General features: G+C 64.5%; 24 protein-coding genes. 9 read left to right on the plus strand and 15 right to left on the minus strand.

The window, feature by feature from the left end; genetic code table 11:
• The first annotated feature begins 2 nt into the window (after nucleotides 1-2).
• Complete coding sequence (locus LNV09_RS02740) at nucleotides 3-758, plus strand: hypothetical protein (RefSeq protein ID WP_263555531.1); 756 nt, start codon at nucleotides 3-5, stop codon at nucleotides 756-758.
• Nucleotides 759-897: 139 nt separating this feature from the next.
• Nucleotides 898-1,638, plus strand: coding sequence for a hypothetical protein (locus LNV09_RS02745; protein ID WP_263555532.1), 741 nt, complete (start codon nucleotides 898-900; stop codon nucleotides 1,636-1,638).
• Between the two features lie 22 nt (nucleotides 1,639-1,660).
• Here LNV09_RS02745 and LNV09_RS02750 read toward each other — a convergent pair whose 3' ends face one another.
• The 9 genes from LNV09_RS02750 to LNV09_RS02790 all read right to left on the minus strand — a co-directional run bounded on the left by LNV09_RS02750 (nucleotide 1,661) and on the right by LNV09_RS02790 (nucleotide 13,291).
• Entirely contained in the window at nucleotides 1,661-2,872 is a 1,212-nt protein-coding gene (locus tag LNV09_RS02750) for an MFS transporter (RefSeq protein ID WP_263555533.1), read from the minus strand.
• A 29-nt stretch (nucleotides 2,873-2,901) separates the two neighbouring features.
• On the minus strand, nucleotides 2,902-3,945 hold the full coding sequence (locus LNV09_RS02755) for an alpha/beta fold hydrolase (RefSeq protein ID WP_263555534.1): 1,044 nt from the start codon (nucleotides 3,943-3,945) through the stop codon (nucleotides 2,902-2,904).
• Nucleotides 3,935-6,343, minus strand: coding sequence for a protein kinase domain-containing protein (locus LNV09_RS02760; RefSeq protein ID WP_263555535.1), 2,409 nt, complete (start codon nucleotides 6,341-6,343; stop codon nucleotides 3,935-3,937). The genes LNV09_RS02755 and LNV09_RS02760 overlap by 11 nt, the downstream gene beginning before the upstream one ends.
• Before the next feature lie 74 nt (nucleotides 6,344-6,417).
• Complete coding sequence (locus tag LNV09_RS02765) at nucleotides 6,418-7,788, minus strand: TolC family protein (protein WP_263555536.1); 1,371 nt, start codon at nucleotides 7,786-7,788, stop codon at nucleotides 6,418-6,420.
• 4 nt (nucleotides 7,789-7,792) lie between these two features.
• Entirely contained in the window at nucleotides 7,793-9,808 is a 2,016-nt protein-coding gene (locus LNV09_RS02770) for an ATP-binding cassette domain-containing protein (RefSeq protein WP_263555537.1), read from the minus strand.
• Nucleotides 9,808-10,968, minus strand: coding sequence for an efflux RND transporter periplasmic adaptor subunit (locus LNV09_RS02775; protein ID WP_263555538.1), 1,161 nt, complete (start codon nucleotides 10,966-10,968; stop codon nucleotides 9,808-9,810). Before LNV09_RS02775 ends, LNV09_RS02770 begins: the two co-directional genes overlap by 1 nt.
• Nucleotides 10,969-11,070: 102 nt before the next feature.
• The gene (locus LNV09_RS02780) at nucleotides 11,071-11,451 is read right to left on the minus strand and encodes a nuclear transport factor 2 family protein (protein WP_263555539.1); all 381 of its coding nucleotides are present in this window, start codon (nucleotides 11,449-11,451) and stop codon (nucleotides 11,071-11,073) included.
• Between the two features lie 113 nt (nucleotides 11,452-11,564).
• A complete protein-coding gene (locus tag LNV09_RS02785) occupies nucleotides 11,565-11,936 on the minus strand; it encodes an HPF/RaiA family ribosome-associated protein (RefSeq protein WP_263555540.1) in 372 nt (123 codons plus the stop codon).
• Nucleotides 11,937-12,274: 338 nt separating this feature from the next.
• Nucleotides 12,275-13,291, minus strand: coding sequence for a PEP-CTERM sorting domain-containing protein (locus LNV09_RS02790; RefSeq protein WP_263555541.1), 1,017 nt, complete (start codon nucleotides 13,289-13,291; stop codon nucleotides 12,275-12,277).
• Nucleotides 13,292-13,392: 101 nt separating this feature from the next.
• Between LNV09_RS02790 and LNV09_RS02795 the strand changes: the two genes are divergently transcribed.
• The 4 genes from LNV09_RS02795 (at nucleotide 13,393) to LNV09_RS02810 (ending at nucleotide 17,022) form a co-directional block, all read left to right on the plus strand.
• Entirely contained in the window at nucleotides 13,393-14,661 is a 1,269-nt protein-coding gene (locus LNV09_RS02795) for a glycosyltransferase (protein ID WP_263555542.1), read from the plus strand.
• 62 nt (nucleotides 14,662-14,723) lie between these two features.
• Nucleotides 14,724-15,515: a VC0807 family protein gene (locus LNV09_RS02800; RefSeq protein WP_263555543.1), complete on the plus strand. Its 792-nt coding sequence runs from the start codon at nucleotides 14,724-14,726 to the stop codon at nucleotides 15,513-15,515.
• A gap of 249 nt (nucleotides 15,516-15,764) precedes the next feature.
• Entirely contained in the window at nucleotides 15,765-16,379 is a 615-nt protein-coding gene (locus tag LNV09_RS02805; RefSeq protein ID WP_263555544.1) for a choice-of-anchor C family PEP-CTERM protein, read from the plus strand.
• Nucleotides 16,380-16,560: 181 nt separating this feature from the next.
• Nucleotides 16,561-17,022 (plus strand): tellurite resistance TerB family protein, encoded by a 462-nt coding sequence (locus tag LNV09_RS02810; protein ID WP_263555545.1) that lies wholly within the window; start codon nucleotides 16,561-16,563, stop codon nucleotides 17,020-17,022.
• Here the strand turns inward: LNV09_RS02810 and LNV09_RS02815 are convergent, their stop codons facing one another.
• On the minus strand, nucleotides 17,023-17,619 hold the full coding sequence (locus tag LNV09_RS02815) for a GNAT family N-acetyltransferase (protein ID WP_263555546.1): 597 nt from the start codon (nucleotides 17,617-17,619) through the stop codon (nucleotides 17,023-17,025).
• A gap of 83 nt (nucleotides 17,620-17,702) precedes the next feature.
• Here LNV09_RS02815 and LNV09_RS02820 point away from each other — a divergent pair, with 83 nt between their 5' ends.
• Entirely contained in the window at nucleotides 17,703-18,353 is a 651-nt protein-coding gene (locus LNV09_RS02820) for a glutathione S-transferase family protein (protein ID WP_263555547.1), read from the plus strand.
• On the opposite strand, the gene LNV09_RS02825 is transcribed toward LNV09_RS02820, so the two are convergent.
• On the minus strand, nucleotides 18,338-18,781 hold the full coding sequence (locus tag LNV09_RS02825) for a GNAT family N-acetyltransferase (protein WP_263555548.1): 444 nt from the start codon (nucleotides 18,779-18,781) through the stop codon (nucleotides 18,338-18,340). The genes LNV09_RS02820 and LNV09_RS02825 overlap by 16 nt on opposite strands.
• Nucleotides 18,782-18,952: 171 nt before the next feature.
• Here LNV09_RS02825 and LNV09_RS02830 point away from each other — a divergent pair, with 171 nt between their 5' ends.
• Nucleotides 18,953-19,297 carry a DMT family transporter gene (locus tag LNV09_RS02830; protein ID WP_263555549.1) on the plus strand — a complete coding sequence of 115 codons (345 nt, stop codon included), beginning with the start codon at nucleotides 18,953-18,955 and terminating at the stop codon, nucleotides 19,295-19,297.
• 19 nt (nucleotides 19,298-19,316) lie between these two features.
• Here LNV09_RS02830 and LNV09_RS02835 read toward each other — a convergent pair whose 3' ends face one another.
• The 3 genes from LNV09_RS02835 to LNV09_RS02845 are packed head-to-tail and all read right to left on the minus strand — an operon-like array spanning nucleotide 19,317 to nucleotide 21,806.
• Nucleotides 19,317-20,150 (minus strand): c-type cytochrome, encoded by an 834-nt coding sequence (locus LNV09_RS02835; RefSeq protein ID WP_263555550.1) that lies wholly within the window; start codon nucleotides 20,148-20,150, stop codon nucleotides 19,317-19,319.
• Between the two features lie 46 nt (nucleotides 20,151-20,196).
• Complete coding sequence (locus LNV09_RS02840) at nucleotides 20,197-20,853, minus strand: Vat family streptogramin A O-acetyltransferase (protein WP_263555551.1); 657 nt, start codon at nucleotides 20,851-20,853, stop codon at nucleotides 20,197-20,199.
• 32 nt (nucleotides 20,854-20,885) lie between these two features.
• Complete coding sequence (locus LNV09_RS02845; protein ID WP_263555552.1) at nucleotides 20,886-21,806, minus strand: MBL fold metallo-hydrolase; 921 nt, start codon at nucleotides 21,804-21,806, stop codon at nucleotides 20,886-20,888.
• 106 nt (nucleotides 21,807-21,912) lie between these two features.
• Here LNV09_RS02845 and LNV09_RS02850 point away from each other — a divergent pair, with 106 nt between their 5' ends.
• Nucleotides 21,913-22,368 carry a heavy metal-responsive transcriptional regulator gene (locus tag LNV09_RS02850; RefSeq protein WP_263555553.1) on the plus strand — a complete coding sequence of 152 codons (456 nt, stop codon included), beginning with the start codon at nucleotides 21,913-21,915 and terminating at the stop codon, nucleotides 22,366-22,368.
• Here LNV09_RS02850 and LNV09_RS02855 read toward each other — a convergent pair.
• A complete protein-coding gene (locus LNV09_RS02855; protein WP_263555554.1) occupies nucleotides 22,365-24,719 on the minus strand; it encodes a tetratricopeptide repeat protein in 2,355 nt (784 codons plus the stop codon). The genes LNV09_RS02850 and LNV09_RS02855 overlap by 4 nt on opposite strands.
• Nucleotides 24,720-24,772: the final 53 nt, after the last annotated feature.

Here is a 24,772-nt window from a genome sequence, read left to right on the forward strand (position 1 = left end):
AGATGAAAACACGCCCACAACGCCCCACCCAGATGAGCTGGGCCTCCTCTGCAGCGGCTTCAGCGGCCGCCGTTTTCTTGCTGAGCGCCTGCGGCAGCGTGGCGCCGATTGCCATGACCGCACCACAAGGCTTCGAAGGGCAAAGCGAGAGCTGGGCAGCGGGCCATCGCAGCGCCGCCAGCGGCTTGTTCGCAGACGAATCGTTTGGTCTGGGCCCCTACCAAGTGGCCGAGGTCAGGCGCGATGTCTTGAGCAGCGACACCAGCTTCAGTCTCGGGCCGCTCAGCTGGGGCAAGACATCCACCGGCTTTTCCTATGTGCTGCAGGGCGGGGATGAGCGGCTGCTTGGGCGCTGCGAGCGCAAAGAGGGCGAAACCCGGCTGCCGCTATGGGGCAACCAGATCCCGCTGCAAGCCAGCTTCGGGCTGAAATGTGACTGCCAAGGGCAAGAATCGCACGCCGAACTGGAGATGGCCAGCGCTTCCAGTTGGCAAATCGAGGACGCCTGGTTGCCCGAGCGGATCAAGCTGACGATCAATGGCCAGAGCTTCAAGGCCAGCCCCTTTGACCACCGCGGCGAGACCATGAGCGATGGCCGCGCCTTTGTCGGTTTCCGCTTTGATGGGTCGGCAGGCCCGGCGGCCGCTGTGGGTCTGTTTTCGCCCGGTCAAGTGTGGCTGCACCAGACGCTGCCGGCTTCGCAAAGAGCCGCGATGAACTGTGCGCTGGCGGGCCTGCTTCTTAACACAGGGCCATGAGCGGCCCAGTTTTTGCCCCCTGCGGCAGCGTTTTTCGATACTTCCCGCATGGGCGCTTGGTCTTCCAGTTGTGGCCGCTACAGTGCCCATCCGTGCCCACCCTTGCCCACCTATTGCCCCGCTTTTGTGAGTTCCCAAAATGAAGAACACTGCCAAGCCCCACAAGCTGCTTGCTGCCGGCGCGCTGCTCGCTTTGTTGACGGCCTGCTCGACGACCGCACCCTTGGTCACGCCGCAAGACTTTGCCGGCCAGAGCCAAGTGCTGCCTGCGGCAAACCGCAGCCGCTTGACCGGTCTGCTGGTGGATGAGTCCTTCAATCTGGGCCCCTACCGCGTCACCGGCATCGAAGGCAAGTCGGGCAGCTCGGCCAGCTCGACCACCGTCAACGGTGTCAAGACGGAGAACAAACGCAGTGGCTTCAACTACCGTGTCGTGGGCGGGCCGACCGGCCAGACCGAGTTGCTGGGACGCTGCGAAAGCCGCTCTCAGGGGGTCAGCAAATCGGCCCATGGTGCCGACCAAGAGCAGGCACGCAGCCTGTTCAGCTGCGTGTGCAGAGGCAGCAATCAGCCCGAAGCGATGCTCAGCATCGCCGGCGATCAGTCGCGGCAGGGTCACAGCAGCTCGACCTCGCTGAGCTTGTCCATCAGCATAGACGGGCAGGCCTACCGGGTTGGGCGTTATGGCGAACAAGGCCGTTTGATCCCCGCCGATGAGCCTTTTTATGGCTACCGGGTGGACGGTCCGAAAGGCGCGGTGGCCGCGCTGGGTCTGAGCTTCCCCGGCACGGTCTGGCTGCATGAGCGCCTGCCTTCCGCGCAACAAGAACCTATGGTTTGCGCCTTGGCCGGCTTGATGCTGCACCGCGGGCCGCAATAAGTTCAGCGCTGCCCTTGGCTGGCTAGGCAGGCTTTGCCGCCGGGCGCCTCAAAAGCAAAGCCAGCAGCGTCAGCAGGCACAAGCCGGCGCCGGCATAAAACGTCGCCTCGGCGCCCCAGCCGTCCCACAGCAGTCCGGCCAGCGCGCTGGCCAGCAACATGGCGACGCCGCTGAGCAGATTGAAAAAACCATAGGCCGTGCCGCGCAAATGGGCCGGCGCGGTATCGGCCACCATGGTGGCCAGCAGGCCTTGGGTCAGTCCCATGTGCACGCCCCAGAGCAGCACGCCGCCGAGCAAGGCCGCTAGCTGCGTGCTGCTGGCCAGCAGCAAATCCGCCGCCAGCAAAACCAACAAGCCCAGACCCAAGAGCGCCTTGTGACTGATGCGGTCCGCCAACTTGCCGAACGGATAGGCGCTGGCCGCATAGACCAGATTCATCGCCACCATCACCAAGGGGATCAGCGCCAAGGACAAGCCGCTCTGCTGCGCCCGCAGCACCAAGAACGCCTCGCTGAAGCGCGCCAGCGTGAACAAGCCACCGATCGCCACCACCCACCAATAAGCCGGCGTGAGCTGGCGCAGATTGGCCCGGCTGATCGGGTTGTGGCGCTTCTCGCTTGCGACGGCCTTGGGCTCGTGGACGCCAAAAGCCAGCAAGGCGACCGCCATCACACCGGGAATCACCGCCACCCAGAACACCGCCCGAAAGTCATTCGCCCACAGCAGCATCAGGCCCACCGCCAACAGCGGCCCCAGCACCGCGCCGATCGAGTCCAGCGACTGCCGCAAGCCAAAAGCGGCGCCGCGCAACGCCGGCGGCGCCAGATCTGCCACCAGCGCGTCGCGCGGCGCGCCGCGAATGCCTTTGCCGACCCGGTCGGTCAGCCTTGCCGCGACGATCCAGCCAACGCCACTGGCCAGCGCAAAGACGGGCTTGGTCGCCGCCCCCAGGCCGTAACCCAATAAGGCCAAGCCCTTGCGGCGCCCCAGATAGTCACTCAATACCCCTGAGAAGACCTTGACGATCAAGGCCGTGGCCTCGGCCGCACCCTCGATCAGCCCGACCGTGAAGGCCGAGGCACCCAGGCTGCCGACCATGAACAGCGGCAACAGGCTGTGGATCATCTCGGACGAGACATCCATCAAGAGGCTGACGAAGCCCAGCATCCAGATGGCGGCGGGCAGTTGCGCCCGCGCTGTCGTTTGTGAAGCCAGATCAGTCTTGTTCTGCATTTGTTTGTCCAGCTTAAGCGAGCGGCGCCTTAGCCAGCCACGCGGGGCTTGGCGAACGGAATCGAAAACTCGCATGGCCCCGGCAGCTCGCCCCGCAGCCATGCAGCGATGGCGTGGATCTGCGAGCGGTCCGACAGCAAAGGCGTGTGGCCGGTGGCGGGGATATGCGCTAGGCTCAGTTCTTGCAAGCGCTGCATGCGGCCTAGAGTGGCGGCCCGCAAGGCATCCGATTCCATGCCGTGCAGCAGCAACACAGGGCATTGCAGGCGGCGAAAGCTGTCCCATTGGTCCAGCGCTTGCGCGGCCTCGGTGCGGTAGGCTTGCATGGCGCGTGGGTCGACCCGGTAGATGCGGCCGTTGTTCTCGTCTGACCAGCGGGTCTGGTGCCAGGCCAGGAATTGGCGAACTTCATCACTGGCCGGGCCATCATTCTTTTGCGCCGCACCGACCCGCCGCATGATGTCCTCAGGCGAGCGAAAGACATAAAAGCGCGCCAAGGTCTCGGCGCGGTATTGGCGCCGCGCCCGCGGCATATGCGGCCCGACATCATTGAGAATGAGCCGGCTGATCAGACCGGCATCGCGCGCTGCCAACTCCATCGCAACCGAGCCGCCCATCGAAGAACCAAGCAAGGCCAGCGGCCCACCGCCCAGATGCGCAATCATCTGCCGCAACTGTTCGACATAAGTGGCGCGCCGGTACTCCTGCTCGTCGGCCAGCCAGCCGGAGCGGCCGCGCCCCAACCAGTCCATGCAGATCACACGCCAGGGCTGCTGTGGATCACGGGCGAGATCGGCGGCCAGAAAGCTGAAACGCATGGCGGTGTTGGCAACCCCGCCGCAGCACAGCAGCACGGGAGCCTCGCGTGGGCCCCAGTCGGTGTAGAACACCGGCGTGCTGTACGGGCGGCGCAGCCGCCGCGGCACGCCGGACTGCAGCGTTAGGGGCTGCTGATAGTCAAAACTCCCAAGCCGATAGCAGCCGGCAAAGCGCTCGTCCAGCGCTCGCGCGGCCGAGGTCCATGTCTGCCAAGCTTGCAATTCTTGGCGACGCTCAGAGCTTTCAAGCCGCATCGCCGCCCCCCGATTTCGGCTCTTGCTCGCGCTCACGTTCGCGTTGCCGCAGCACATCGATCATCACATTGAAGGTGCGTGCCAGCCGGCCAATTTCATCCTGCGACTTGACCGTCACGGTAGCGCGGTCGAAGTCGCCCTGCTGCAAGGCCTCGGCCGCCCGCGTCAGCGCATGGATGGGCCGCACGATGCCGCGTGCAAACAGCAAGGCCAGGCCCAGAAACAGCAGCCCGATCAGCAGCACGCTGAGCGAGAGATGGACAAACAAGCGCTGCAGCGGCGCCTCGAAAAGCGCACGGTCTTCACTGACGACGACAGTCCAGTCATGTCCCTGCACTGGCGCAAAACCGGCAATCTCGGCGCGCTCACTGAGGCCTCGGCTCAGCTCCACATGGCCCATCGTGCGCCCGGCAATGGCCTTTGCCAGCAAGGGCATGTCCAGGCTTTCAATGCGGTCGCGCCGGAAGCGCTGGTCGGCCTGAATTTCGGCCAGCACGCCGGCGCTCAGCGGCTGCAGGCTGCGGTAAAGCAGCTCGGCGCGCGGGTGTTGGATCACGATGCCGTCGCCGTCTATCAGCATGCCGACGCGGCGCTCGCCGTCTTGCACCTCGGCGAGGATGCGGCCGAAGCTGGCGGCGTGCAGGCGCAGCACCACCACACCGATGACCTCGCGGCTTTGATTGAACACCGGCTCGGCGTAGAACATGCCCGGCGCGCCCGCCGCCGCGCCAACCACGATGCCGGTCGCAAAAGGCTGGCCGCGCAGCGCCGATTTGAAATACTCACGGAATGCAAAGTTTCGCCCCGTCAGCAGCGGCTCACTGGTGACGCGCACGTCGCCTTGCTTGTCCAAGACCATGATCAGATGAATGTCGCGGTTAGCCGCAGCCAACCGCCCCAGCTTGCGTGTCAGTGCTTGTTCTTGCTTGTCATCGGGTCTATTCAGAAAGCGCTCGAAATCCTCATCGGTGCCGAGCGAGCGGGCCAAATGCTGGCTATCGCCTATCAGCTGCGCCATGCGCCCCGCCGTGCTGCGCGCGAGCAACTCCAGATTGCGCAGCTCGCTGGCGGAGACGGCGTCCAGACTGCTGTTCAGGTTGTAGAGGCCGGTGATCAACATCGGCGCCAAGGCCGTCACCACCATGGCCAGCGCAATTTTGACGGCCAGCGGCCAAGCGGCGGGGTTGAGCAGGCGCTGCAGGCCGCGCCGCAAGCGCAACAGTCCCTGACGCGGGCCTTGAACCAAGGCCTGCGCGGCCTCCTTGCCGCCCTGCAAGACTTCCCCGGAGCGCAAGGCATCGCGCAAGCTGAGCGAATGCAACTCGCCGGCAAACAGCCTGGCCTGCCATTCGGCCACATCGCGCGGCCGGCCGTTCGGGTCCGGCGTCAGCGCCCAGTCCACCGCCTGCAAAAAACTCTCGCTGAAACGCCCGCGCCCAAGCTCCTCGGCCGATGGCATCAAAGGCCGGCCGCCCTTCAACTGCACCTGCGCCTGCGCCTGGACCCAGCGCTGCTCGGCATCCGGCGGCCGCTTGCCGCTGATCATCCAGTACAGCGTGGCGCCCAGCGCGTAGATATCGGTCCAAGGGCCTTGCTCGCCGAGGCCATATTGCTCGATCGGCGCATAGCCGGGCGTGACCACCACCGCGTCCTGATCCTTGAGCGTCAACGTGCGGCCCGCCGAGCCGAAGTCCAGCAGCACCAGGCGGCCGTCCGCCTTGCGCAATTGCAGGTTGTCGGGTTTGATATCACGGTGCAAAAAGCCGGCCGCGTGCACCACCGAGAGCCCGTCCAGCAAGGGCAGCAGCAGCCGCGCCAATTTGCGTTCACCCAGCGTCTGGTGGCGCGGCCACCAACTCTTCAACGACTCGCCGCGCTCGTACTCCAGCACCATATAGGCGGTGTCATGGGCCTCGAAAAAGCGTGCCACGCGCACGATATTCGGATGGCGAAAACTCGCCAGCGTGCGCGCCTCGACCAGAAAACTCTCCAACCCCTGTTGATAGCGCTCTCGGTGCACGCTGGCATTCGGCGAGACATGGCGGGTCGAAGAACGAAAGGCAATCTCCTCGGGCAGGTATTCCTTGACGGCGGTGAGCGCGTCCAGATGCACATCGGTGGCCAGATAGGTGATGCCGAAGCCGCCCTGACCGAGCACCGCGTCGATGCGGTACTCATGCAAGCGAAAGCCGATCGGCAAGGCAATCGCGTGCCCTTTCGGCAGCGGCGGCAATCTGGGCGGGGCCGATGGCAGGCCCGCAGCAGGCTGAGGCGAGGGCGGGGGCCGGACCACGGTGGCGTCCGGGTCTGCCGCACCCAAGCCCGGCCGAATCACGGTGCGATCGTCGTCATCGTCGCCATCGTCGTGGGAAAGGCGGGAGCTTGGCTGTGCGCCCATGGCAGATTTTGATTGGTAGGCAAAAGATCCGAGCGAGGGGTCAAGTCTTGCTCGCCTATCTTAATGCCCGCCGTCTACAAAGCGCCGTCGCTCCAAAGCTCGATTCCCAAGACCTTGAACATGCCCGCATGATTGAGCCAGCGGCGCAGCTGCAGTTGCAGCAGGTCGCCTTCGACCGTCAGGCGGGCATCGCGGGCTTGCAGCCAGTCGATACGGGCGATGCTGCCGACCTGCATGCGCAGCTCGGCTAACTGTTCGGCTTGGCGGGCTTCGCGCAGGCGCAGCTCGGTGGCGCGGTACTGCTGCTGCAGGCGCTCGCGTTCGATCAACTGAGATTCGACTTCGGTCAGACTCTTGTACAGCGTATCGCGCAGGCTCAGCGCGGCGATCTCCAGCTCGCTTTGGGCGCCGGCTTGGCTCAACTCTAGGCGCCGCCAGTCGATCAGGGGCACGGTCAGGCTGGCGGCCAGTGAGGCCACCGGCTGCTTGAGCCAGTCATACCATTCGCTGCCGCCGCCGCTGGAGGCCGTGGCGCTGAAGCTCAGGCGCGGATAGCGCTCGGCCTGCGCCACACGCAGCCGCGCCAACGCCGCGTCGACGGCCAGCCGGGCACGCTGCACATCGGGCCGGCCGGCCAGCAGCTTGGCCGGCGCGTCCAAGCGCCAGGCCGGCGGAGCCTGCGGCGGCACTTGCGGCTCTTGCAGCAGCGGGCCGGGCGGCGGCTGGTCCAGCAGCAGAGCCAGCTGCATGCTTTGCAGCTGGCGGTCGGCTTGCAAATCGCTGAGTCGCACTTGCGCCGCTTGCAGCGTCGCGGCCGCTTTGTCGACCTCGATCGGCAGCATCTTGCCTTCGCGCACTCGCAGGCTGGTGATTTGCAGTGCCTCCTCGGCATGGCGCGCCGCCTCTGCGATCAGCGGTTGTTGCGCGGCGTTGGCGGCCAAGGTCCAGTAGCGCTCGGCGACCTGGCTCAGTATCAGCGCCTTGGCGGCGGCGATGTCGGTGCGTGCGCTGTCGGCCTGCGCCAATTGGGCAGCGTCGGCATCGGCCAGCCGGCCCCAGAGGTCGACCTCATAGGCCACGCCGCCGGTCAGGCCGAAGCTGCGCTGCCAGTCGCTGCCGCGGTCCAGCGGCCGGCCGCTATTGCTGCTCAGGCTGAGGCTGGGTTGCAGGCGCAGATCGGCCTGCGCGGCGTTCAGCTTGGCCTGCTGCCAGCGCAGCGCGGCCTTGGCGATATCGCGGTTGGCCACCAGCGCCTGCTGCTGCAGCGCGGTCAGCTCGGGCGCCAGCCAGGGCACGACGCTGAGGGCCAAATCGGCCTCGGCCGGAGCGGCCAACCAGCGGGTGGGCAGGTCGCTGACTTGGGCGGGCGGCTGTGGCGGCGTGCTGCAGCCGACCAAGGCCATCAAGATGGCGAGAACGGTCAAGCCCGGTTTATGGTTTTGCATTGAATTACTCGCGGGCAAGGGCATCGACCGGGCTCAGGGCCGCGGCGCGGCGCGCCGGCAGGGTGCCGAAAAGGAGACCGACGGCGCTGGAGACGGCGAAGGCCACGGCCAAGGCCGTCCAACTCACCCGCACCTCCAGCTTCGCCTGGACGGCATTGATGCCTTGCGCGCCCAGCCAACTCAAGGCCACGCCGACGAGTCCGCCCAGGCAACACAGCACCACCGCTTCGATCAAAAACTGCAGGCGCACATCGCTCTGGCGGGCACCGACGGCCATGCGGATGCCGATTTCGCGCGTGCGCTCCGACACCGACACCAGCATGATGTTCATCACGCCGACCCCGCCGACCAGCAGCGCGATTGCGCCAACGCCGGCAAACAGCGCTGCCATCGCAGCGGTGACGTTCTGGATTTTTTGAAACTCCTCGTCGGCGTTCCAGCTGTCAAAGTCCTCCACCCCATGCAGTGCCTTCAAGCGGTGAATCACTTGCTCGCGCACTTGCGCCGGCGGCAGGCTGAAGTCCAGCATCACGTTGAAGCTGTCGGTATCCAGCCGGGGGTCCAGTTTGCGCGTGAAGGTGCTCAGCGGCAGCAGCACCTGGCCGCCGGAAAAGTTCAGACTGATGCCGCCGCCGTCCGGCTCGACCACGCCGATGACGGTCATTGGCAGCGCCGCGCCGGCTGCCGCCGGCTGGCCGGGTACTTCAGCCGTTGCCGGCCCCGCAGCCGCCATCGGGCTCAGCAACAAGGTCTGGCCGAGCGCGGGTTGGCCCGGCTTGAACAGTGCCTTGCGGGCCTTGCCGTCTATCACCACGGTCTGAGTGCGGCTGACCTGGTCGAGCTCATTGAAGTAGCGGCCCTCGACCAACTTGAGCTTGCGCGCCGCCAGCGATTGCGCATCGGCGCCGACCGCCGTAACGCCGACATCGCGCGCACGGTGGCGCGCGGTCAGCTCCATCTCGCGCACCACATTGACGGCCTTGACGCCGGGCAGTGCGCGGATTGCGTCCAGCTCAGACGGCCGAAACGAGCGCGCCACGGCGCCCGGCGGCAGGTTCGAGTTGCCGCGCCAGACCGGGATGCGGCCGGACAAAAAGCCGCGCACATCTTTCTCGATAGAACCGCGCGCCGCATCGGTCAGCGCCAGGATGCTGACCACCGAGGCAATGCCTATGCTGATGCCCAGCATGCTGAGCGCCGTGCGCAGCCGGTTGCCGCGCAGCGCCAACCAAGCCGTCAGAATCGCCTCGCGCCACTGCACTTGCAAGCGCCGCAAGCCGCTGGATTGCTCGGTGCCGGCCAGCTCGGCGGGCGCGTCGGCGGGCAAGCTGTGACCGGCGGGCGTGCCGCTGTCCTTCAGTACCCGGCCGTCTTTGAGCTCGATCACGCGCCGCGCATTGGCGGCGACGCTGGGGTCATGGGTCACCAGAATGATGGTGTGGCCCTTTTGATTCAACTCGCCGAGCAGGCGCAGCATCTCGGCGCCGCTGGCCGAATCGAGCGCGCCGGTGGGCTCATCGGCCAGGATGATCTGGCCGCCATTCATCAAGGCGCGCGCGATGCTGACGCGCTGCTGCTGGCCGCCGCTGAGCGCATTGGGGCGGTGGTGCAGGCGCTCGGCCAGGCCCAGCCGCGTCAGCAGCGCCTCGGCACGTTTGGATCTCGCGTTATTGCCCAGTCCGGCATAGACCGCCGGCAGCGCCGCGTTGCCGCGTGCGTCCAGATGCGGCAAGAGGTGGTAGCGCTGAAAGATGAAACCGAAGCGCTCGCGCCGCAGCGCTGCCAACTCATCGGCCCCAAGCTGGCTGGCGTCTTGGCCGCCGATATGAAAGCTGCCATGGGTCGGGTTGTCCAGGCAGCCCAGCACATTCATCAAGGTGCTTTTGCCAGAGCCCGACTGGCCGACGATGGCGACATATTCGCCCGCCTCTATGCTCAGATTGATGCCGTCCAGCGCCGGTACGTCGATGTCGCCATGCTGGTAGTGGCGGGCGACGCCGATCAGCTCGATCAGCGCCATTACTTAGACGCCGAGGCTGCACTGGCCGCCGAGGCTGCGGCTTCGGCCGAGGGCGGCGCCAGCAAGACTTTCTCGCCGAGCTTGAGCCCCTCCAGCACCTGCGCTCTGGCGCCATCTTGCAGGCCGATGCGCACCTGGCGCGGTGTCTGTTTGTTGGCGGCGTCCAGCACCTGGACGGCAAAGCGGCCATCATTGCCGCGCTCACCCAGCGCGACGATGGGCAGGGTCGGCACCTGCAGTGCCTTGCCGGTGACGATGTCGACCTGCACCGTCATGTCGGAGAACAGCTTGCGTTGCTGATTTTCGACCTCGAAAAGCACGTTGTAGAAGACCGCGTTGGCGGCCCGTTCGGGAATTGGCTGGATCACCCGTACCTTGCCTTCATAACGATGATCCTCACCGGCCAAGGTGGCGAAGCGTGCGGCCTGGCCGGCGCGTATCGATTGGATGTCGGACTCGGGTACGCGGGTGCGCACGGTAATGGTGTCCAGATTGGCCAGCGTCATCATCACCGGCGGCACTTGGATCGCGATCACGGTCTGGCCCTCCTGGACCGGCAGATTCACCACCGTGCCGTCGATCGGCGCGGTGATGCGGGTATAGCCCAGCGCCACCTGCTTCTTGGCCAGATCGGCCTGCAAGCGTGCCAGGGTGGCGGTCTGGCCGCGCACATCGGCCTCCCACTTGGCCAGATCGGTGTCGGCCCGTTCAGCCTCGGTCGGCGCGGTGGCGCTGCCTTGCAGCAAGCGCTGCTGGCGCACGACCTCGCGGCGCGCGGCGGCCAGATCGATCAGCCGGCTGTCCAGCGCGGCCCGCTGCTGGGCCAAGGCCGCCTCGGCCTGCGCTACATCGCTGCGCGCCAACTCCGGGTCCAGGCTGACCAGTAGGTCCCCCTTGTGGACGTTCTGGCCCAATTCGACATGCAGTTTTTGCACCTGGCCGCTGACCTGTGCGCCAACATCCACCTTCAACTTGGCCTGCAGCACGCCGGCGGCTTGCACGGTTTGCGTGACATCGGCCAGCGTGACGGTGCCGGACGGCGGCGGCGCGGCTTCGGCCGTGGGGTGAGTCAGCTTCCAGCCGACAGCGGCAGCGGCGCAGAGCAGACCGGCCATCAGCCACGCGCGCCAACGGCGCAGCCATCCACCCATGGATCCCATGGCGGCCTGTTGTTTTGTAATTTTCAAACGTTTGTCCCCGCCCGCCCAACAAGAGCGTCGTGCAATATACCTAGTGCGGGCTGCTTGGCGGAGTGCGGGTCGTCATGGCACAGCGGCGGTTGGCGTGCCCTGGTGAAACATCATCTGCCAGCCCGCCGGCTCCAAGCGCCAGATCGATGCGCGGTGGGTGTGTTGCTCAAGCCTACCGTCCGCCGCCAGATGAGCCGATGAATAGCTGAGCAGATAGACTTTGGCGCCAAGTTCCATGAGCTTGAAATCCCAGGCCTGAACGGCGATGGGCTGTGTTTCGGCGGGCAGCTTGGCCAGCATTTCGGCCCTGCTGTAGCTTCGGCCGGAGCGGCCAAACTCACAAAATTCGGCGTGCAGCAAGGCCGCCAAGCGCCCGGCGTCGGCCCTGGCTTTGGGCTGATGCAGCTCGCATTCAAGCGCTTGCAGTGTTTGCAAAATGGAATCGAGGGGCAAGTTCGCTGGCATATGGGGCAGAGCATAGTCGGCGCCGACAGGTGTTCGCCACCAGCTTTTTAACAATCCGTTTTCGGAAAAAAGCCCGCTTGAAGCGGGCTGCTGCTTGTTGCTTAGGCGGATAAATCTTCGTCCGCTGCGGCCAGGGCCTCACCCGGTGTGCGGTGGCTGCGCGGCTCATGTTTTTCCAGCACGCCGGCTATCGCACGCTTGAGCTTGCGCATCGCGCCGTCAATGGCCTGGTGGGCACTGCCGGCGTTTTCTTTGACGATCACCGGCTCCAGACCGGTCAAGCGGGCTTCGAGCGTGCAGTGGATGTCGTCGTCGGCGGTCTTGGCATGTCCGTTCACATCGGAGAGATGGGCTTCGACCCGCGTGATGCGCTCGCCGAAGCGGTCGAGCGCGTCTTTGGCAATGCTCTTGAGATGATCTGCCATTTGCTGGCTGGCTTCGATGTTCGAGTCGGTTTGGAGCAGAACTTGCATAAATGCTTTCCCTTTCAAATGAACGAGCGAGATACAGGGGCCATAGAGCATGTCACCGGTGGTGCCCTCCTCGCACCCGCCATGGTTTGCATTTGCCCAGGCTCAGCCTAACAGAGCTTTGCGCCTCGGCCTTTGGCGCAGCCAAGCGGCTTGCTTTCTTCATCACTTGGAGCCGATCTGCGCGATTCCAAGGGCTGGGCTGGGCAGCTCCTTGAAGAGAGGGGTGCGCTACGCCGGTTCCGTCGCATGCCGCCGCAGGCAAGCTCAATAAGACGGCGGCTCGCAAACAAAAAAACCGGCCCTTGAGGCCGGTCTCTTGTTCAGCTCGCTTGGCGCAGTCACTGCTTGCCAGCTTGTCGGCGCGAGCTCCAAGCCAGCAGACCCAGGCCACCCAACATCAGCGCGTAAGTGCTCGGTTCAGGCACGGCAGCGGTGAAGTTCAGGGTGATGCCGCCATTATTGGGTTCGGGCTCGAAGTCGATGCCAAAGGGGTCGTAGCCACCGGCCTGGGCGCAGGCGCCGCCGTAGCCGCCATAGCAATCGGAGCCGGAGTTGACGATGTAAGTGCCCTCAAAGCTGGCGGTCGCCTTCAAGGTGTAGGTCAGCTCCAAGGATTCGTTAGCGCCGATGGTTCCCAGGTTCAGCAAACCCTGGTAGTTGTCCGAGGTGACATAGGCGCCGCCAACCAGGCCGGTGTGTGGGCCCGGCAGGTAGGTGCCGGTGGCGGGGTCATACAGGTCGCCGTCGCCGGTCAGCTTGATGACGCCCGGCCCCGCCAAAGCGCCGACCGTGAAGCCACTGGCCGAGGCGCTGCTGCTGAGGCCGCTGTAGTTCAGGCTGCCGCCGCCGTTGGCGACGCTGCCGCTGCCGCTGACGCCGTAGCTGACGTTCCAGACGCTGGCGCCACCCCAGCTGATATCACCCATCAGGCTGGCCGCCGCACTGAAGCTGAGCAGATTGGGCGCGCTCGAATACTCGCTGCCGAGTGAGATCGAGGTGCGGCTGCGCGGGATATTGAAGCTGAAGGACACGTTCTGCGCGCTGGCATAGGGATTCACCACCGTCTGGTGGAAGGTCAGCACGGTCTCGACCTCTTTGCGCAGTGGCTGGCCTGAGCTGGAGGCGTTGACGCGCGATTGGCCGTAATCGGCATAACCGGAGTAGCTCGACGAATAGTCGTAGCCGCTCACCTGGTTGCTGGGTGCCGAGCTGACTTGGGTGACGCCGTCGGCGATGATGGCGCCCTCAAAGGTCGCCGCCTGCGCCGGCGCGGCATGGAGCAGCCAAACCGCTGCCGCGATCAGGGTCAGGCGAAAGGCGGGCACACTCGGGCATTCGTCGCAGCTGGTTTTCATGGCGGTCTCGGTCGGTTGATTGAACTGGCGAGTTTCAAGCGGTGGCTTTGCCTTAGTCAACCCCGCGTTCGAGTGGCTGGCGCAGATAAGAAAGGTTTTGCATGGCGCGCATCCTGATGGCTTGGGAGTTGGGCGGCGGTATGGGCCACGTGGTGCCGCTGTCACAGCTGGCGCAAGTCCTGATTGACCGGGGGCATCACATTGACTTTGTGCTGCGTGACTTGGCCGGCGCCTGCGATGGCCTGGGCCGATTGGCCAAACATCCGCAGGTGCGGCTTTGGCAGGCGCCGATCTGGACTGCTCAGCTGCAAGGGCAGGCGCCGCCGTGCTCCTACGCCGAGTTGTTGTTTCATGCCGGCTATCTGGACGACCGGCGCCTGCTCAGCCTGGTGCAGGCCTGGCGTAATTTGTTTGAGGCGATCAAGCCCCAGCTCTTGCTGGCGGACCACGCGCCGACTGCCATGTTGGCCGCCCGCACGCAGCGCGCCATAGCCACGGCGGTGATAGGCACCGGCTTTTTCATTCCGCCCGCTCTCGCGCCGATGCCGAGTTTTCGCGAGTGGGAGCGTGTCGACCCGGCACGGCTGGTGCAGACCGAGGCACGTGCGCTGGCGACCTGCAACGCGGTGCTGGCGCAGCTCGACGCGGCGCCGCTGCCGGCCTTGCATCAGCTGATCGCGGCCGACGAGCAGTTCTTGCTGACATGGCCAGAGCTGGATCATTACGGCAGCAGCCGCAATGGGAGTCCAGGGCAAGCAGTGGCTCGGTATTGGGGGGCCTTGCCCCCGGTCGATCAGGGCGGTGCAGCCGTCTGGCCTGATGTGGCTGCAGGCTCGTCAAGCTTGCCTGAGCCTGCCCAGCGCCCGCGCTTGTTCGCCTACCTGAAGGGCGAGTACGGCGGCGTCGAGCGGGTGTTGCAGTGCCTGCGAGATGGGCCGTGGCTCAGCCTGGTGCATGTCACCGGCCTGCGCCCGGACATGCTGCAGCGCTTCAGCCATGCCAATCTGGCCTTCAGCAAGGGCCCGGTGGCCATGGCGCAAGTCTTGGCCCAAGCTCAGGCGGTGCTGTGCCATGCCGGCTCGGGCACCGTTTGCACGGCCTTGCAGGGCGGTCTGCCGGTGGTGATGTTGCCCATGCATGCCGAGCAATTGCTGTTTGCCCGGCGGGTCAGCGAGGCGCAGGCGGGCCAATATGTATTAGAAAACGAACTGGGCCGACAGCTGCCTGCCGTATTGAGCCGTGCTCTTACGGCGGGCGAGCTGCGTGCCGGCGCACAGGCGCTGGCCGCTCGGCATGGAGCGACACCAGCCGGCGCTGTGGCCATGCAGGTGGCCCTGCGCTGCGAGGTTTTGATGGCGACGTCAGGCTGATCCCTTCTGAGGGGCGCATGGCAGGACATTCGCGGACTTTGTACCGACCCTGCCGCCGCGGCATGAACTACAGTCCGGCGCAAGGATTTAACCGCCAGGCCTTTGCCTTTCACCCTTCGCCCGCCATGCCAATTCCTGCTCCCGCCGCTTCGCCTGCACCCAAGATCCCTGCCGCACGCCCCGGCAACACGCTGGCCGAACTCCTGATTGCCGTGCTGCTGCCATCCTTTGTGCTGATGTGGCTGAGCGGCCCGGAGTGGCTGGGCGATCTCGGCGCGCTGCTGCTGGCATTGGCGTTTCCGCTCGGCTGGGCCATTTATAGCGGCCTGCTTGAGCGCCGTTTCAGTGGCATGGCGGCCCTCGGGGTGATCAGTACTTTGTTGACCGGCGGCATCGCGCTGCTGGCGCTGGACACCCGCTGGCTGGCGATCAAGGAAGCGGCGGTGCCGGGCGTCATTGCGATCGCGGTGCTGCTCTCGCTGCTGAGCAAGCGGCCCTTGGTGCGCTTGATGGTCTTCCACCCCACCATCATGAATGTGCCGCGCATCGAAGCGGCGCTGCTTGAGCGCGGCGAGACTGCCGCCTTTGAGCGACGCCTGCGCGTGGGCACGCTGATGCTGGCCGGCAGCTTCGCGTTCTCAAGCGTGATGAACTATGTCCTGGCGGTCTGGATCGTGCACAGCCCGGCCGGCAGCGAGCAGTTCAATGCCGAGCTGGGGCGCATGAATTTGCTCAGCTGGCCGATGATCGCCATCCCCTCGATGCTCTTGACCATGGGCGTGCTGTTCTATCTGGCCCGCGGCATCCGGCAGATGACGGGCTTGAGCCTGGAGGAGTGCTTGAATCCGCAGTGAGCGCGCGGCGTTTTGCCTGGCGCAAGCCGGCAATGCGTCGATCTCAGCGCTGTGCAAGCGGGGTGAGTGGCGGTCTGGCACGCGCTTGAAATCAAACAGGCTTGAATTGATCAGGCGTTTGCGTGACCGGCTTCACGTATGCCGGTTCACACCATTGGGTTGCGGGGATGCGCAGCCCGAGCTCGGCCGGAACAATCCAATCCATCGAATCGCAATCCGGCGGCTCAGCAAAAAACGAAAGATTCAGTCATGAAAAAACTTCTCCTTGCCGCCCTGATCGCCGCACCCGCACTGAGCTTTGCCGCCGGCACCGAGCTGGTCGTCAACGGCAGCTTCGAACAATATAGCGGCACCTCCTTCAGTGGCTTTGCCAATATTGCGGCCGGTTCGAGCGTGCTGACCGGCTGGACCGTCGGCGCCACGTCGGTGGACATCATCAACAACGCCTACGGCGCGGTGAACGGCAACAGCATCGATATGCTGGGCACCCCAGGCCCGGGTTCGGTTTCGCAGCTCTTGAACACCGTGGCGGGCCAGACCTATTGGTTGCAGTTCGACCTGTCGTCCAACCGTGGCGGTGACAACAATGCCGCAGGCAAAGAGCTGACCGTGGCCGGTCTGGGTGGCGGCGCTGCATTGAGCTTCTCGGCGCTGACTGCCGGCGTTTCGCACCAGTCCTACACCTTCACGGCCGACTCGAGCTCTACGCTGTTGAAGTTCAGCAGCGGCCCGTCAGGCTACTCGGGTTCGGTGCTCGACAATGTCTCGGTCACAGCGGTGCCCGAGCCACAAACATATGCCTTGATGCTGGGTGGCTTGGCCGCCATCGGTTTCGTGGCGCGTCGCCGCAAGCAGGCTCAATAAGCTTCCCTAGCAAACAGAGACCGGCCCCTGAGGCCGGTTTTTCGTTCAGCGAGCTTGACTCAGTGGCGGCTGATCGCGCCGAATCAATGCCCGCCCACGACACGGTACGCCGCATGGTTCAGGATTTGCAAGTCCTTGCCTGCCGGGCGCATGAGCCTATGACATGATGGCAACCATGTTGATGAAGACACTCAAAAACCTGCTGGACGGCCTGTTGCCGCCGCAGCCCGGCGCGGCCGACGAAGAGCATGGCTTGCAGCTCGCTACCGCCGTGATGCTGGTCGAGGTCATGCGTGCCGATGCCAGCTTTCATGCGGCCGAGCGCGCGGCGGTGCTGGCAGCGCTGCGTGCCAAGTTCGGGCTGAGCGAGGACGAGGCGGCACGCCTGACCGAGCTGGCCGAAGCCGAGGCCAAGACCGCCAGCGACTGGTTCGCTTTCACGTCCCGCATCAATGAGAATTTCGAAATGCCGCAAAAGTTGCGCATGATCGAATTCATGTGGGAAGTGGCCTATGCCGACGGCCACCTCAGCGAACATGAGCGCCATGTCATGTGGCGTATTGCTGACCTGCTGCATATTCCGCAGGGAGCTTATGTTCATGCGCGAATGCGGGCGCAGGCCGCCGCTGGTTTGAAAGATTAGCTAGCTGCTCACCTCAGGCCGGTCGCGGGCAACCAAGGCCAGGTACTCCTGCTGTGTCGCGCCGGCCAGCGGCTTCAACATCACACGCAGGCTGTTCAAACGCGGCCCGGTCGCCACACCATGCCGCTGGCGCAGTTCGACAAAGCCTTGGCTGGCCCAGAAACGTTCGGCTTTTGCGTTGCCGACCACCACGCTCAGGCGCAGCCAGCGCACCCCCTGGCTCAGTGCCCAGCGCTCGATGCTCGCAAACAAGGCTTGCGCATCACCCTGACCATGGCGCGCCGTGGCAACAATAAAGAGCCCGATATGGCAAACCCCATCGGCCATCAGATCACGGGTGATCTGGGTGATGGCTCGCCAGGGCTCCCCGCCCGAGCTCGGCACAAAGGCGAGGTAGTGAGTGCGCGAATAGCTGAGCTCGGCCGGCGGCAACTCATGGAACTCTTCGTTCGCCAAATTCGGCCCGGCGGGCTCGCCCCCGACGGCTAGAAAGTACGCCGGATTGGCGTCGAAGAAGACTTGCAAGCTCGGGATGTCTTCTTTCTGCAATTCCATGCAGTGCAGATCGGGCGGGCAGGGCAGGTCGAAAGGGCGCATGAGTCAGAGGGCGGCGGCGAGAAAAGCAGATTGTCCGTGGTTTACGATGCCGCTGGCTCCCCGCTCAAAACCCGGTACCCGTCATGATGCAACTCCATTACTTCCCCGGCAACGCCAGCATGGCGCCGCATCTCCTGCTGGAAGAAATTGGCCAGCCCTTCGAGCTCAAGCAGGTGGACCGAGCGAACAACGCTCACAAGTCGGCCGAGTACCTCAAGCTCAATCCCAATGGCTTGATTCCGGTGCTGGTGGACGGCGAGACGGTGCTCTACGAGGCGGCCGCCATCCTGCTGCACTTGGCTGACACCCATCCCGCCGCCGCGCTGCTGCCCGCGCTGGGCACAGCTGACCGCGCGCAAGCCTATAAATGGCTGATCTGGCTGACCAATACCTTGCAGCCGGCTTTGTTGGCCTACTTCTACCCCGAGCGCTGGGTCAAGGACGGCAACACCGAAGGCGCGGCCGAGGTGCAGGCCAGGGCCGAGGCGAAAGTGGTCGAGCTGCTGGCCCAGGTCGAGGCGCAACTGGCCTTGCATGGCGGCCCATGGCTGCTCGGCACCGACTACAGCGCGGTCGACGCGATGGCTTTCATGTTGTGCCGCTGGACCCGTGGTTTCGCCAGCCGCCCGGCGCGCGACTTCCCGCTGATCGGTGCCTATCTGCAGCGCATGCTGGCGCGCCCGGCGCTGCAGCGCATGCTGGCGACTGAAGTCTTGCCTCAGCCTTGGGTTTGAGCCAGACGCTTGTAAATATCCGGCTCTAGCCGCTCCATGAAGCCCTGCGGCTTGGCCGCAGGGCAGAAGCCGAACTGCGCATAGAGCTGCGGCGCGGTGCTGGTGACCAGCAAGAAGCGCCTTAGGTCTTGCAAGTCGGGATGCGCCATCACCGCTTCCATCAAGCGCTTGCTGTAACCGCGGCCCTGATGTTCGGGCAGCACGAACACATCGCCAAGATAGGCAAAGGTGGCGCCGTCGGTGATGACGCGCGCAAAGCCGATTTGCGCGCCGTCCAGGTAAGCGCCAAAACACAGGGAAGCCTCAAGCGCGCGCTGCACGGTTGCGAAGGGGATGCCGAGCGCCCAAGTGGATTGCTCGCTCAAGAAGCGGTGAATCAGGGCCAAATCCAACTTGCGCTTGTCGGTGCTGATATCGATACGGTTCATGGACGCGGTGGAAAAAAGTGACGATCGGCATCCTATGCGATGACATTCATCGCAGCGGCTTGCCATTCGTCGCAAGCGGGCGCTGCGAGAGCTGAGCCGCTCTAAAGTGCCGGCAGTGCATTGGCATTCTGTCCTTGCTGCTCATCACCGATTCACTGGAACCTTGACACCATGTTCGCATCCATTTCACCCGGCCTTGCCTGGGGCTTGCTCTTCATCGCCGGATTGCTCGAAGTCGTTTGGGTCAGCGCCATGAAAGCCTCGGAGGGCTTTACTCGCCACCAATACACGGCCATCACCGTTGGCGCCGCTTGGGCGAGCTTCTGGTTGCTCGGGCTGGCGCTGAGGGCCTTGCCGGTGGGCACGGCCTATGCCGTTTGGACGGGCATAGGCGCGGTCGGCGCGGCAGCCTTGGGCATGCTCATTTTCAAGGAACCCGTGACGCTGGCCCGTATCGGCTGCATCAGCTTGATCGTCGTCGGCATCTTGGGCCTGAAGCTGCTCAGCGCCGAATAGGCCAAAACCCGCCCTGCGCTCAGGGCAGCACCGGCAGCGCCTTCAGATAGGCATGCAGTTTGGCGGCGATCGCCTCGCGTTCTGCCTGCGGCATGGCCTCGGGCAGCGCGGGCATGCTCGTTCCCGGCTTGAACGCCTGCGGGGTCAGCAACCAGACGCGCCAGGTGCGTTCATCCAACAGCTTGGCACGAACGGCCAAATTGAGCGGCATCTTGTCGCCGCCGAAGCCATTGACCTGATGGCAGCTGAGACAGAATTTCTGCGCCAAGGCGGCATGCTCAGCCCATTGCTCGCTACTGATGCCGGGCGGCAGCAAGGCCGGCGGGCTGGCTTGGCGCAAGCTGATTTGCGCCACTTGATAAGGCCACTGCGCGCCGCCCTCGGCCAGCAGCTCGGGTGCGGCGAGATTGTCCCAGACCAGGTAGTAGGGGCCCAGCGGCACGTCTTTTTCGCCCTGCGCTTTGTTGTCCACGCTGAAGGGCGCTTTGGCGTCGGCCAAGCCGAACACCAGATGGGCGCGGTATTTGGCGAAGCGCTCGACCGGGATGCGGGCCACAAAGCCGTCGAGCGCGCGAAATTCGATCTCGCTATTCGATGCCCTGTTCCAGTCGGCACCGAGCAATTGACGCAATACTTGTGCGGCCGGGTAGCCCAGGTAAGCGCGCCGCACCGGCGGCTCGCCCTTGACACTCAGGTGCGGCTCGATCACGGTGACGACTGCGGGCGGTGTGGCCATTTGCGTTTGCAGCAGCGCGGGCGCTGGCAGTGCTTCGGCGCCCGCGCTTGGGCTGCCGCACAGCGCGAGGCTCAGCAGCAGCAACGCTGGCAGGTTTGCACAATGAATGATGCTCATGACCTAGGCCCCGTGATGGATAAAACCGAATCGGCAGCCGATTGAATCACAGCTTTCCTTGCAGGCCGCTAAAGGCCAGCTTCAGCGCAAGCACATCGCCGCCGGTAATCAAGCCCAGATTCGCTGTGATGGCCTCCAGCGGCCAATCCCACCAGGCCATGTGCTGCAGCTCAGCGGCGACCGCATCCTCAAAGCGTTGCTTGATCACCCGCGCCGGATTGCCGCCCACCACCGCATAAGCAGGCACATCGCTGACCACGACAGCGCGCGATGAAATGATCGCGCCGTCGCCAATCTTGACGCCGGGCATGATCAAGGCCTCATAGCCGATCCAGACATCGTTGCCGATCACGGTGTCGCCCTTGTAGGGCAAATCACCGGGCTGCGGCGCAGCCTTCTCCCAACCATGGCCAAAGATGAAGAAGGGGTAGGTCGAGACGCCCGAGGTCTTGTGGTTGGCGCCGTTCATGATGAACTTCACTCCGCGCGCGATGGCGCAGAACTTGCCAATGATCAGCTTGTCGCCCATGAAGGGGAAGTGGTAAAGCACATTGCGCTCGAAGTTCTCCACGCCCTCCGGATCGTCGTAGTAGCTGTAGTCCCCGACGCAGATATTGGGATTGCCTTCGAGCGCGGGCTTCAGAAAGGCGACTTGCGGGAAACCCTCCACGGGAAGCAAGGTGGCGGGGCTGGGGCCATGCATAGAGTCAATTCCTTGTGTGCTGTGATGGCGCACTACTTTACCCACTGCGGAAAATAGCCCAGCCGGTCTTGCGTGGCGCTGTCATGCGCCGGCAGCAGCACCAGCGCCGGGTCTTTGCCCATCATGGCGCGCAGCTGCTCGACGCTGCTTTGCGTCTGCTCGGCATGACCGTCCACCAGCGCGGCTGCGGCCCAGAACTTAGGCGCGCCGGCCTTGATCGCGTCGACCGTCCAGGCCACGTCCCCGATGAAGAAATAGACCTGCCCGCTGTCGACCTTCAAGAACATCCCCGTTGAACCCGGCGTATGGCCGGGCATGGGCACCAGCACGACGCTGCCGTCGCCAAACAGGTCCAGGCTTTGCGCATAGCCGCGATAGGGCTGCGGCTTGAAGTCCAGGCTCTCCCACTGGATAGACTTGGCTGCGATCTGCGATGCCCAGGTCCCGCCGGGTCCGCTTGTCGGGTGGCGGATCAATTCCATCTCGGCGGCCGCCACGCCTATCTTCGCCTCGGGAAAGTCCAAAACGCCACCGGCATGATCCCAATGGCTATGGCTGAGAATGACACGGGTCAGCGGCGGGATGCCGGCGCGGTCCAGTTGCTCGCGGGCCGGCAGCACCGGGGCCTCGTATTTGAAAAACGGCCGCCACCACAGCGGCATGTCCGCACGGTACTGGCCGTCGATTTGCCGCCCCATGCCGGTGTCAAACAAGAAGTACTCGTTCCGGTGCTTGATCAAAAAGGCCGAGAAGTTGGAGTCGATCTGTTTGCTGAAACTGCCGCCCGGCACCAAGAGCCCCTCCATCACCGCGACACGCGAGGTCTTGATGATGGCGAAGCCGATGTCGGGAAGCTGTGGCGCCTGGGGTGCTTGGCTTTGCGCCGCGCCGGCCGGGCCGAGCAGCAGGGCGGCCATCAAAAACGGCAAGAAGAGATGGAGAAATATGCGCATGGGCAAGGCCGCTTGAGAGCTGTTGGAGGAGATGAGAACCAAGCTTAAAGATTGGTCTATGCTCCAAGGTCAAGCCCCACTCACGTCTTTTTTGTTCGATGCCGCAATGAACATCAGCCAACTCGCCAATGCCTGCGGCATCTCGGCCGACACCGTTCGTTATTACGAAAAGCAAGGCCTGCTGGCGGCGCCCGCTCGGCTGGAGAACGGCTACCGCAGCTATGAGCCGGCCCAGGTCGAGCAGCTGCGCTTTATACGCGGTGCGCAGGCGCTGGGCTTTTCGCTGCAGGAGATCCGCGCCATCCTGCCGCTGTTGGTTCAGGGTAAATTTGGTCGGCCCCAGATTGAGCAGCAGTTACAGACCAAGATGGCGCAGATCGACGCGCATATCGCGCAGCTGCAGCAATTGAAGACCGAATTGGCGGCCACCTTCGCGGCGCTGAAATGCGCGCCAGAGAGCACATTGGCGACCGACGACGCCGTCGCGCCCGACAGCGGCAGCGGTGCGGGTGCAGCGGTGCTCAAGCGCAGCTTTCGGCCGCCCCGGTCGACAAAAGCTTAGCGCCCCTTCAAGCGTGCAATGAACTGCTCCAGCTGAGGGTCCGGAGCCCCTGGCCGGCGCATCTTCTCGGCCCATTGGAGCGCCTGGGCCTGCTGCCCGCCTTGCGCATAGAAGACCGCCAAGGCATAAGCCATGGACGGATCTGCAGGCTCCAGCTTTTGCGCCGTCAGCAAGGCACTTTCAGCCTGCTTGCGCTGGCCCAGGCCTTGATGGACGAGGCCGAGGTTGTAGTGCACCTTGGCGCGAGTGGGCAGCAGCTTGGCGGCGCGTGTGAGTGCGGCGGCGGATTCGGGCATGCGTTTCTCTTCGGCCAGCAGCAAGCCGAGCGAGTATTGCAACTCGCCCAGCTCAGGCATGCGCTTGAGCCCCTCGGTCAAAACGCTTTCGGCCTGCGGGTTGCGGCCGGTCGCGCTGTAGAGCTGGCTCAGATTGGCACGCGCCGGTGTGAAGTCGGGGTCTATCTTCAGGGCGTTCAAGTAATGCTGCTCGGCCAAATCGTTGGCCCCCAGGTTTTGCTGGATCACCGCCAGATTCAAATGCGCGCCTGGCATGTCGAGCGAGACGTTCTGGGTCGCGATGTATTCGGCCAGCGCGGCATCGAAGGCGGGTTTCAGGCTGATGCCGATCTGCCCGGCGGGCAAGCTGGACAAGCTGCGCGCGGCGGCGATGCGCACCGCCCGGACAGGGTCGCTGAGCAAGGGGCCGAGTGCCGCCAAGCGCTGCGCAGCAGGTGCCGCCTCCAGGCTGTCGGCAGCGGCGGCGCGAAGCTCAGGGTTCTTGTCGCGCGTGGCGTCCATCTTGGTGTCCAAGCCAACTTCGGCAGCGTAGCGCAACTCGGCCAAGGCGGTGGCGCGCACGATGGACGGCTGGCTCAGGTTCGCGGCCAGCTCGATCAAGCCGGGCGTGGCCTCGGTCTTGCCGGCGCGCGCAGCGGCCAAGGTCTCGGCGAAATGCGGTCGTTGTTTGGGTCCGTACCACTTCAGCACCCAATCAGCCGCCCATTGTGCCGGCTTGTCCGCATGGCATTGGGTACAGGCGTTAGGCGTGCCGAGCTTGACGCTGAGATCGGGGCGCGGGATGCGCAGGCTGTGGTCGGGCCGCGCCTGGATCTGCATGAACTTGGTGGCCGGCATATGGCAGGCCACGCATTGCGCACCGGCTGAGCCTTGCTTGTGGAAGTGATGGGCCGGGCCGTCGTATTCGCCGGCCGCGCTGGTGAAGCTCTGGTTCGGCGCGCTTCTTGGCGTGGCCGCCGGCGCATGGCATTGCAAGCACAGCTCATTGCCCGGCAGCTTGACTTTGCCGGTATGGGCGTTGTGGCAGTTGATGCAGGTGACGCCCTTCTGATGCATCTTGCTTTGTCGGAAGGAACCGTCGACAAAGACCTCGTCTTGCTGCTGGCCGTCGGCGTGATACAGGCCGCTGGTCAGCAGCGTAGGAAGGACGTTGTCCAGCAGCGGCTGGCCAGCAAAAGGCTTGCCGTCCAGCTCGGTGCGGCGGGCATGGCAGCTGGTGCAGACCTCACCCTGCTTGGCGGCGTCCTTGACCTTCACATCGACATTGAGCCCATAGTTGGCTACGGCGGTTGGCGCCTTGCCTCCCGCCTTCAGCGCTGCCCATTCCACATGCGGCTTGCCCGGCCCATGGCAGGCCTGGCAACTCACATTCGGCTCGCTCCAGCGCGAAGCAAAGCTGTCGGTCTTGGCGTCGTAGTTCTTTTCAAAATTGGTCGTGTGGCAGCCAATGCACATGGTGTTGGCGGTCTGGTAGCGGCCGGTCCAGTGCAGCACGTCGCCGGCAGGTGACTTCTCCTTGGGCAGCAGATGGAACCATTGCTTTTTGGGCTCGTCCCAGGCGATTTGCAGCGGCTGCAGGCGCCCGCCGGGCATCTCAATCAGGTATTGCTGCAGCGGATCGTGGCCGAAGGCGTACTTGATTTCAAAATCAGCCAACTTGCCGTCCGGCCCATCGGTATTGACGAAGAATTTACCCTCGCGCATGAAGAAGCGCGTCTTGATGCCCTGGTGCTTGAATTCGGCGTTATTGAAGTCGCCGCGCACCGTGTCCGGGCCGGCTGCCGCCATCGCCTTGGCGTGGTGCGAGCCCTGCCACTGCTTTGCCTGATCCGTATGGCAGCTCAAGCATTGCTTGTTGTCCACATAGGCGGCGTGGCCGACCGGCATGCTGGCGACCGCTGCCGCAGTTTGCGACAACTGAGCCGGCTGGCGGCTGGGTGCACTCAGCCACCACCATGCCGCGAGTCCCAGCATGCTCGCAAGGACCATCGTGCCGATGATCCAGGCTCGTTTGTGGGAGCGGGGTGGGGCGGTCGGGCTGGCTGCGGTTTTCATGCTCATCTTCTTCTATCGATCAAACGCCAGCTTCGATTCAAGGGCTGGGTGCA

This window comes from Paucibacter sp. B2R-40, assembly GCF_025717555.1.
GTDB lineage: Bacteria > Pseudomonadota > Gammaproteobacteria > Burkholderiales > Burkholderiaceae_C > Paucibacter_A.

Coding starts and splice junctions, on each gene's coding strand:
- LNV09_RS02740 (WP_263555531.1), top strand. CDS start 3: ATGAAAACACGCCCACAACGCCCCACCCAGATGAGCTGGGCCTCCTCT.
- LNV09_RS02745 (WP_263555532.1), top strand. CDS start 898: ATGAAGAACACTGCCAAGCCCCACAAGCTGCTTGCTGCCGGCGCGCTG.
- LNV09_RS02750 (WP_263555533.1), bottom strand. CDS start 2,872: ATGCAGAACAAGACTGATCTGGCTTCACAAACGACAGCGCGGGCGCAA.
- LNV09_RS02755 (WP_263555534.1), bottom strand. CDS start 3,945: ATGCGGCTTGAAAGCTCTGAGCGTCGCCAAGAATTGCAAGCTTGGCAG.
- LNV09_RS02760 (WP_263555535.1), bottom strand. CDS start 6,343: ATGGGCGCACAGCCAAGCTCCCGCCTTTCCCACGACGATGGCGACGAT.
- LNV09_RS02765 (WP_263555536.1), bottom strand. CDS start 7,788: ATGCAAAACCATAAACCGGGCTTGACCGTTCTCGCCATCTTGATGGCC.
- LNV09_RS02770 (WP_263555537.1), bottom strand. CDS start 9,808: ATGGCGCTGATCGAGCTGATCGGCGTCGCCCGCCACTACCAGCATGGC.
- LNV09_RS02775 (WP_263555538.1), bottom strand. CDS start 10,968: ATGGGATCCATGGGTGGATGGCTGCGCCGTTGGCGCGCGTGGCTGATG.
- LNV09_RS02785 (WP_263555540.1), bottom strand. CDS start 11,936: ATGCAAGTTCTGCTCCAAACCGACTCGAACATCGAAGCCAGCCAGCAA.
- LNV09_RS02790 (WP_263555541.1), bottom strand. CDS start 13,291: ATGAAAACCAGCTGCGACGAATGCCCGAGTGTGCCCGCCTTTCGCCTG.
- LNV09_RS02795 (WP_263555542.1), top strand. CDS start 13,393: ATGGCGCGCATCCTGATGGCTTGGGAGTTGGGCGGCGGTATGGGCCAC.
- LNV09_RS02800 (WP_263555543.1), top strand. CDS start 14,724: ATGAACTACAGTCCGGCGCAAGGATTTAACCGCCAGGCCTTTGCCTTT.
- LNV09_RS02805 (WP_263555544.1), top strand. CDS start 15,765: ATGAAAAAACTTCTCCTTGCCGCCCTGATCGCCGCACCCGCACTGAGC.
- LNV09_RS02810 (WP_263555545.1), top strand. CDS start 16,561: ATGAAGACACTCAAAAACCTGCTGGACGGCCTGTTGCCGCCGCAGCCC.
- LNV09_RS02815 (WP_263555546.1), bottom strand. CDS start 17,619: ATGCGCCCTTTCGACCTGCCCTGCCCGCCCGATCTGCACTGCATGGAA.
- LNV09_RS02820 (WP_263555547.1), top strand. CDS start 17,703: ATGATGCAACTCCATTACTTCCCCGGCAACGCCAGCATGGCGCCGCAT.
- LNV09_RS02825 (WP_263555548.1), bottom strand. CDS start 18,781: ATGAACCGTATCGATATCAGCACCGACAAGCGCAAGTTGGATTTGGCC.
- LNV09_RS02830 (WP_263555549.1), top strand. CDS start 18,953: ATGTTCGCATCCATTTCACCCGGCCTTGCCTGGGGCTTGCTCTTCATC.
- LNV09_RS02835 (WP_263555550.1), bottom strand. CDS start 20,150: ATGAGCATCATTCATTGTGCAAACCTGCCAGCGTTGCTGCTGCTGAGC.
- LNV09_RS02840 (WP_263555551.1), bottom strand. CDS start 20,853: ATGCATGGCCCCAGCCCCGCCACCTTGCTTCCCGTGGAGGGTTTCCCG.
- LNV09_RS02845 (WP_263555552.1), bottom strand. CDS start 21,806: ATGCGCATATTTCTCCATCTCTTCTTGCCGTTTTTGATGGCCGCCCTG.
- LNV09_RS02850 (WP_263555553.1), top strand. CDS start 21,913: ATGAACATCAGCCAACTCGCCAATGCCTGCGGCATCTCGGCCGACACC.
- LNV09_RS02855 (WP_263555554.1), bottom strand. CDS start 24,719: ATGAAAACCGCAGCCAGCCCGACCGCCCCACCCCGCTCCCACAAACGA.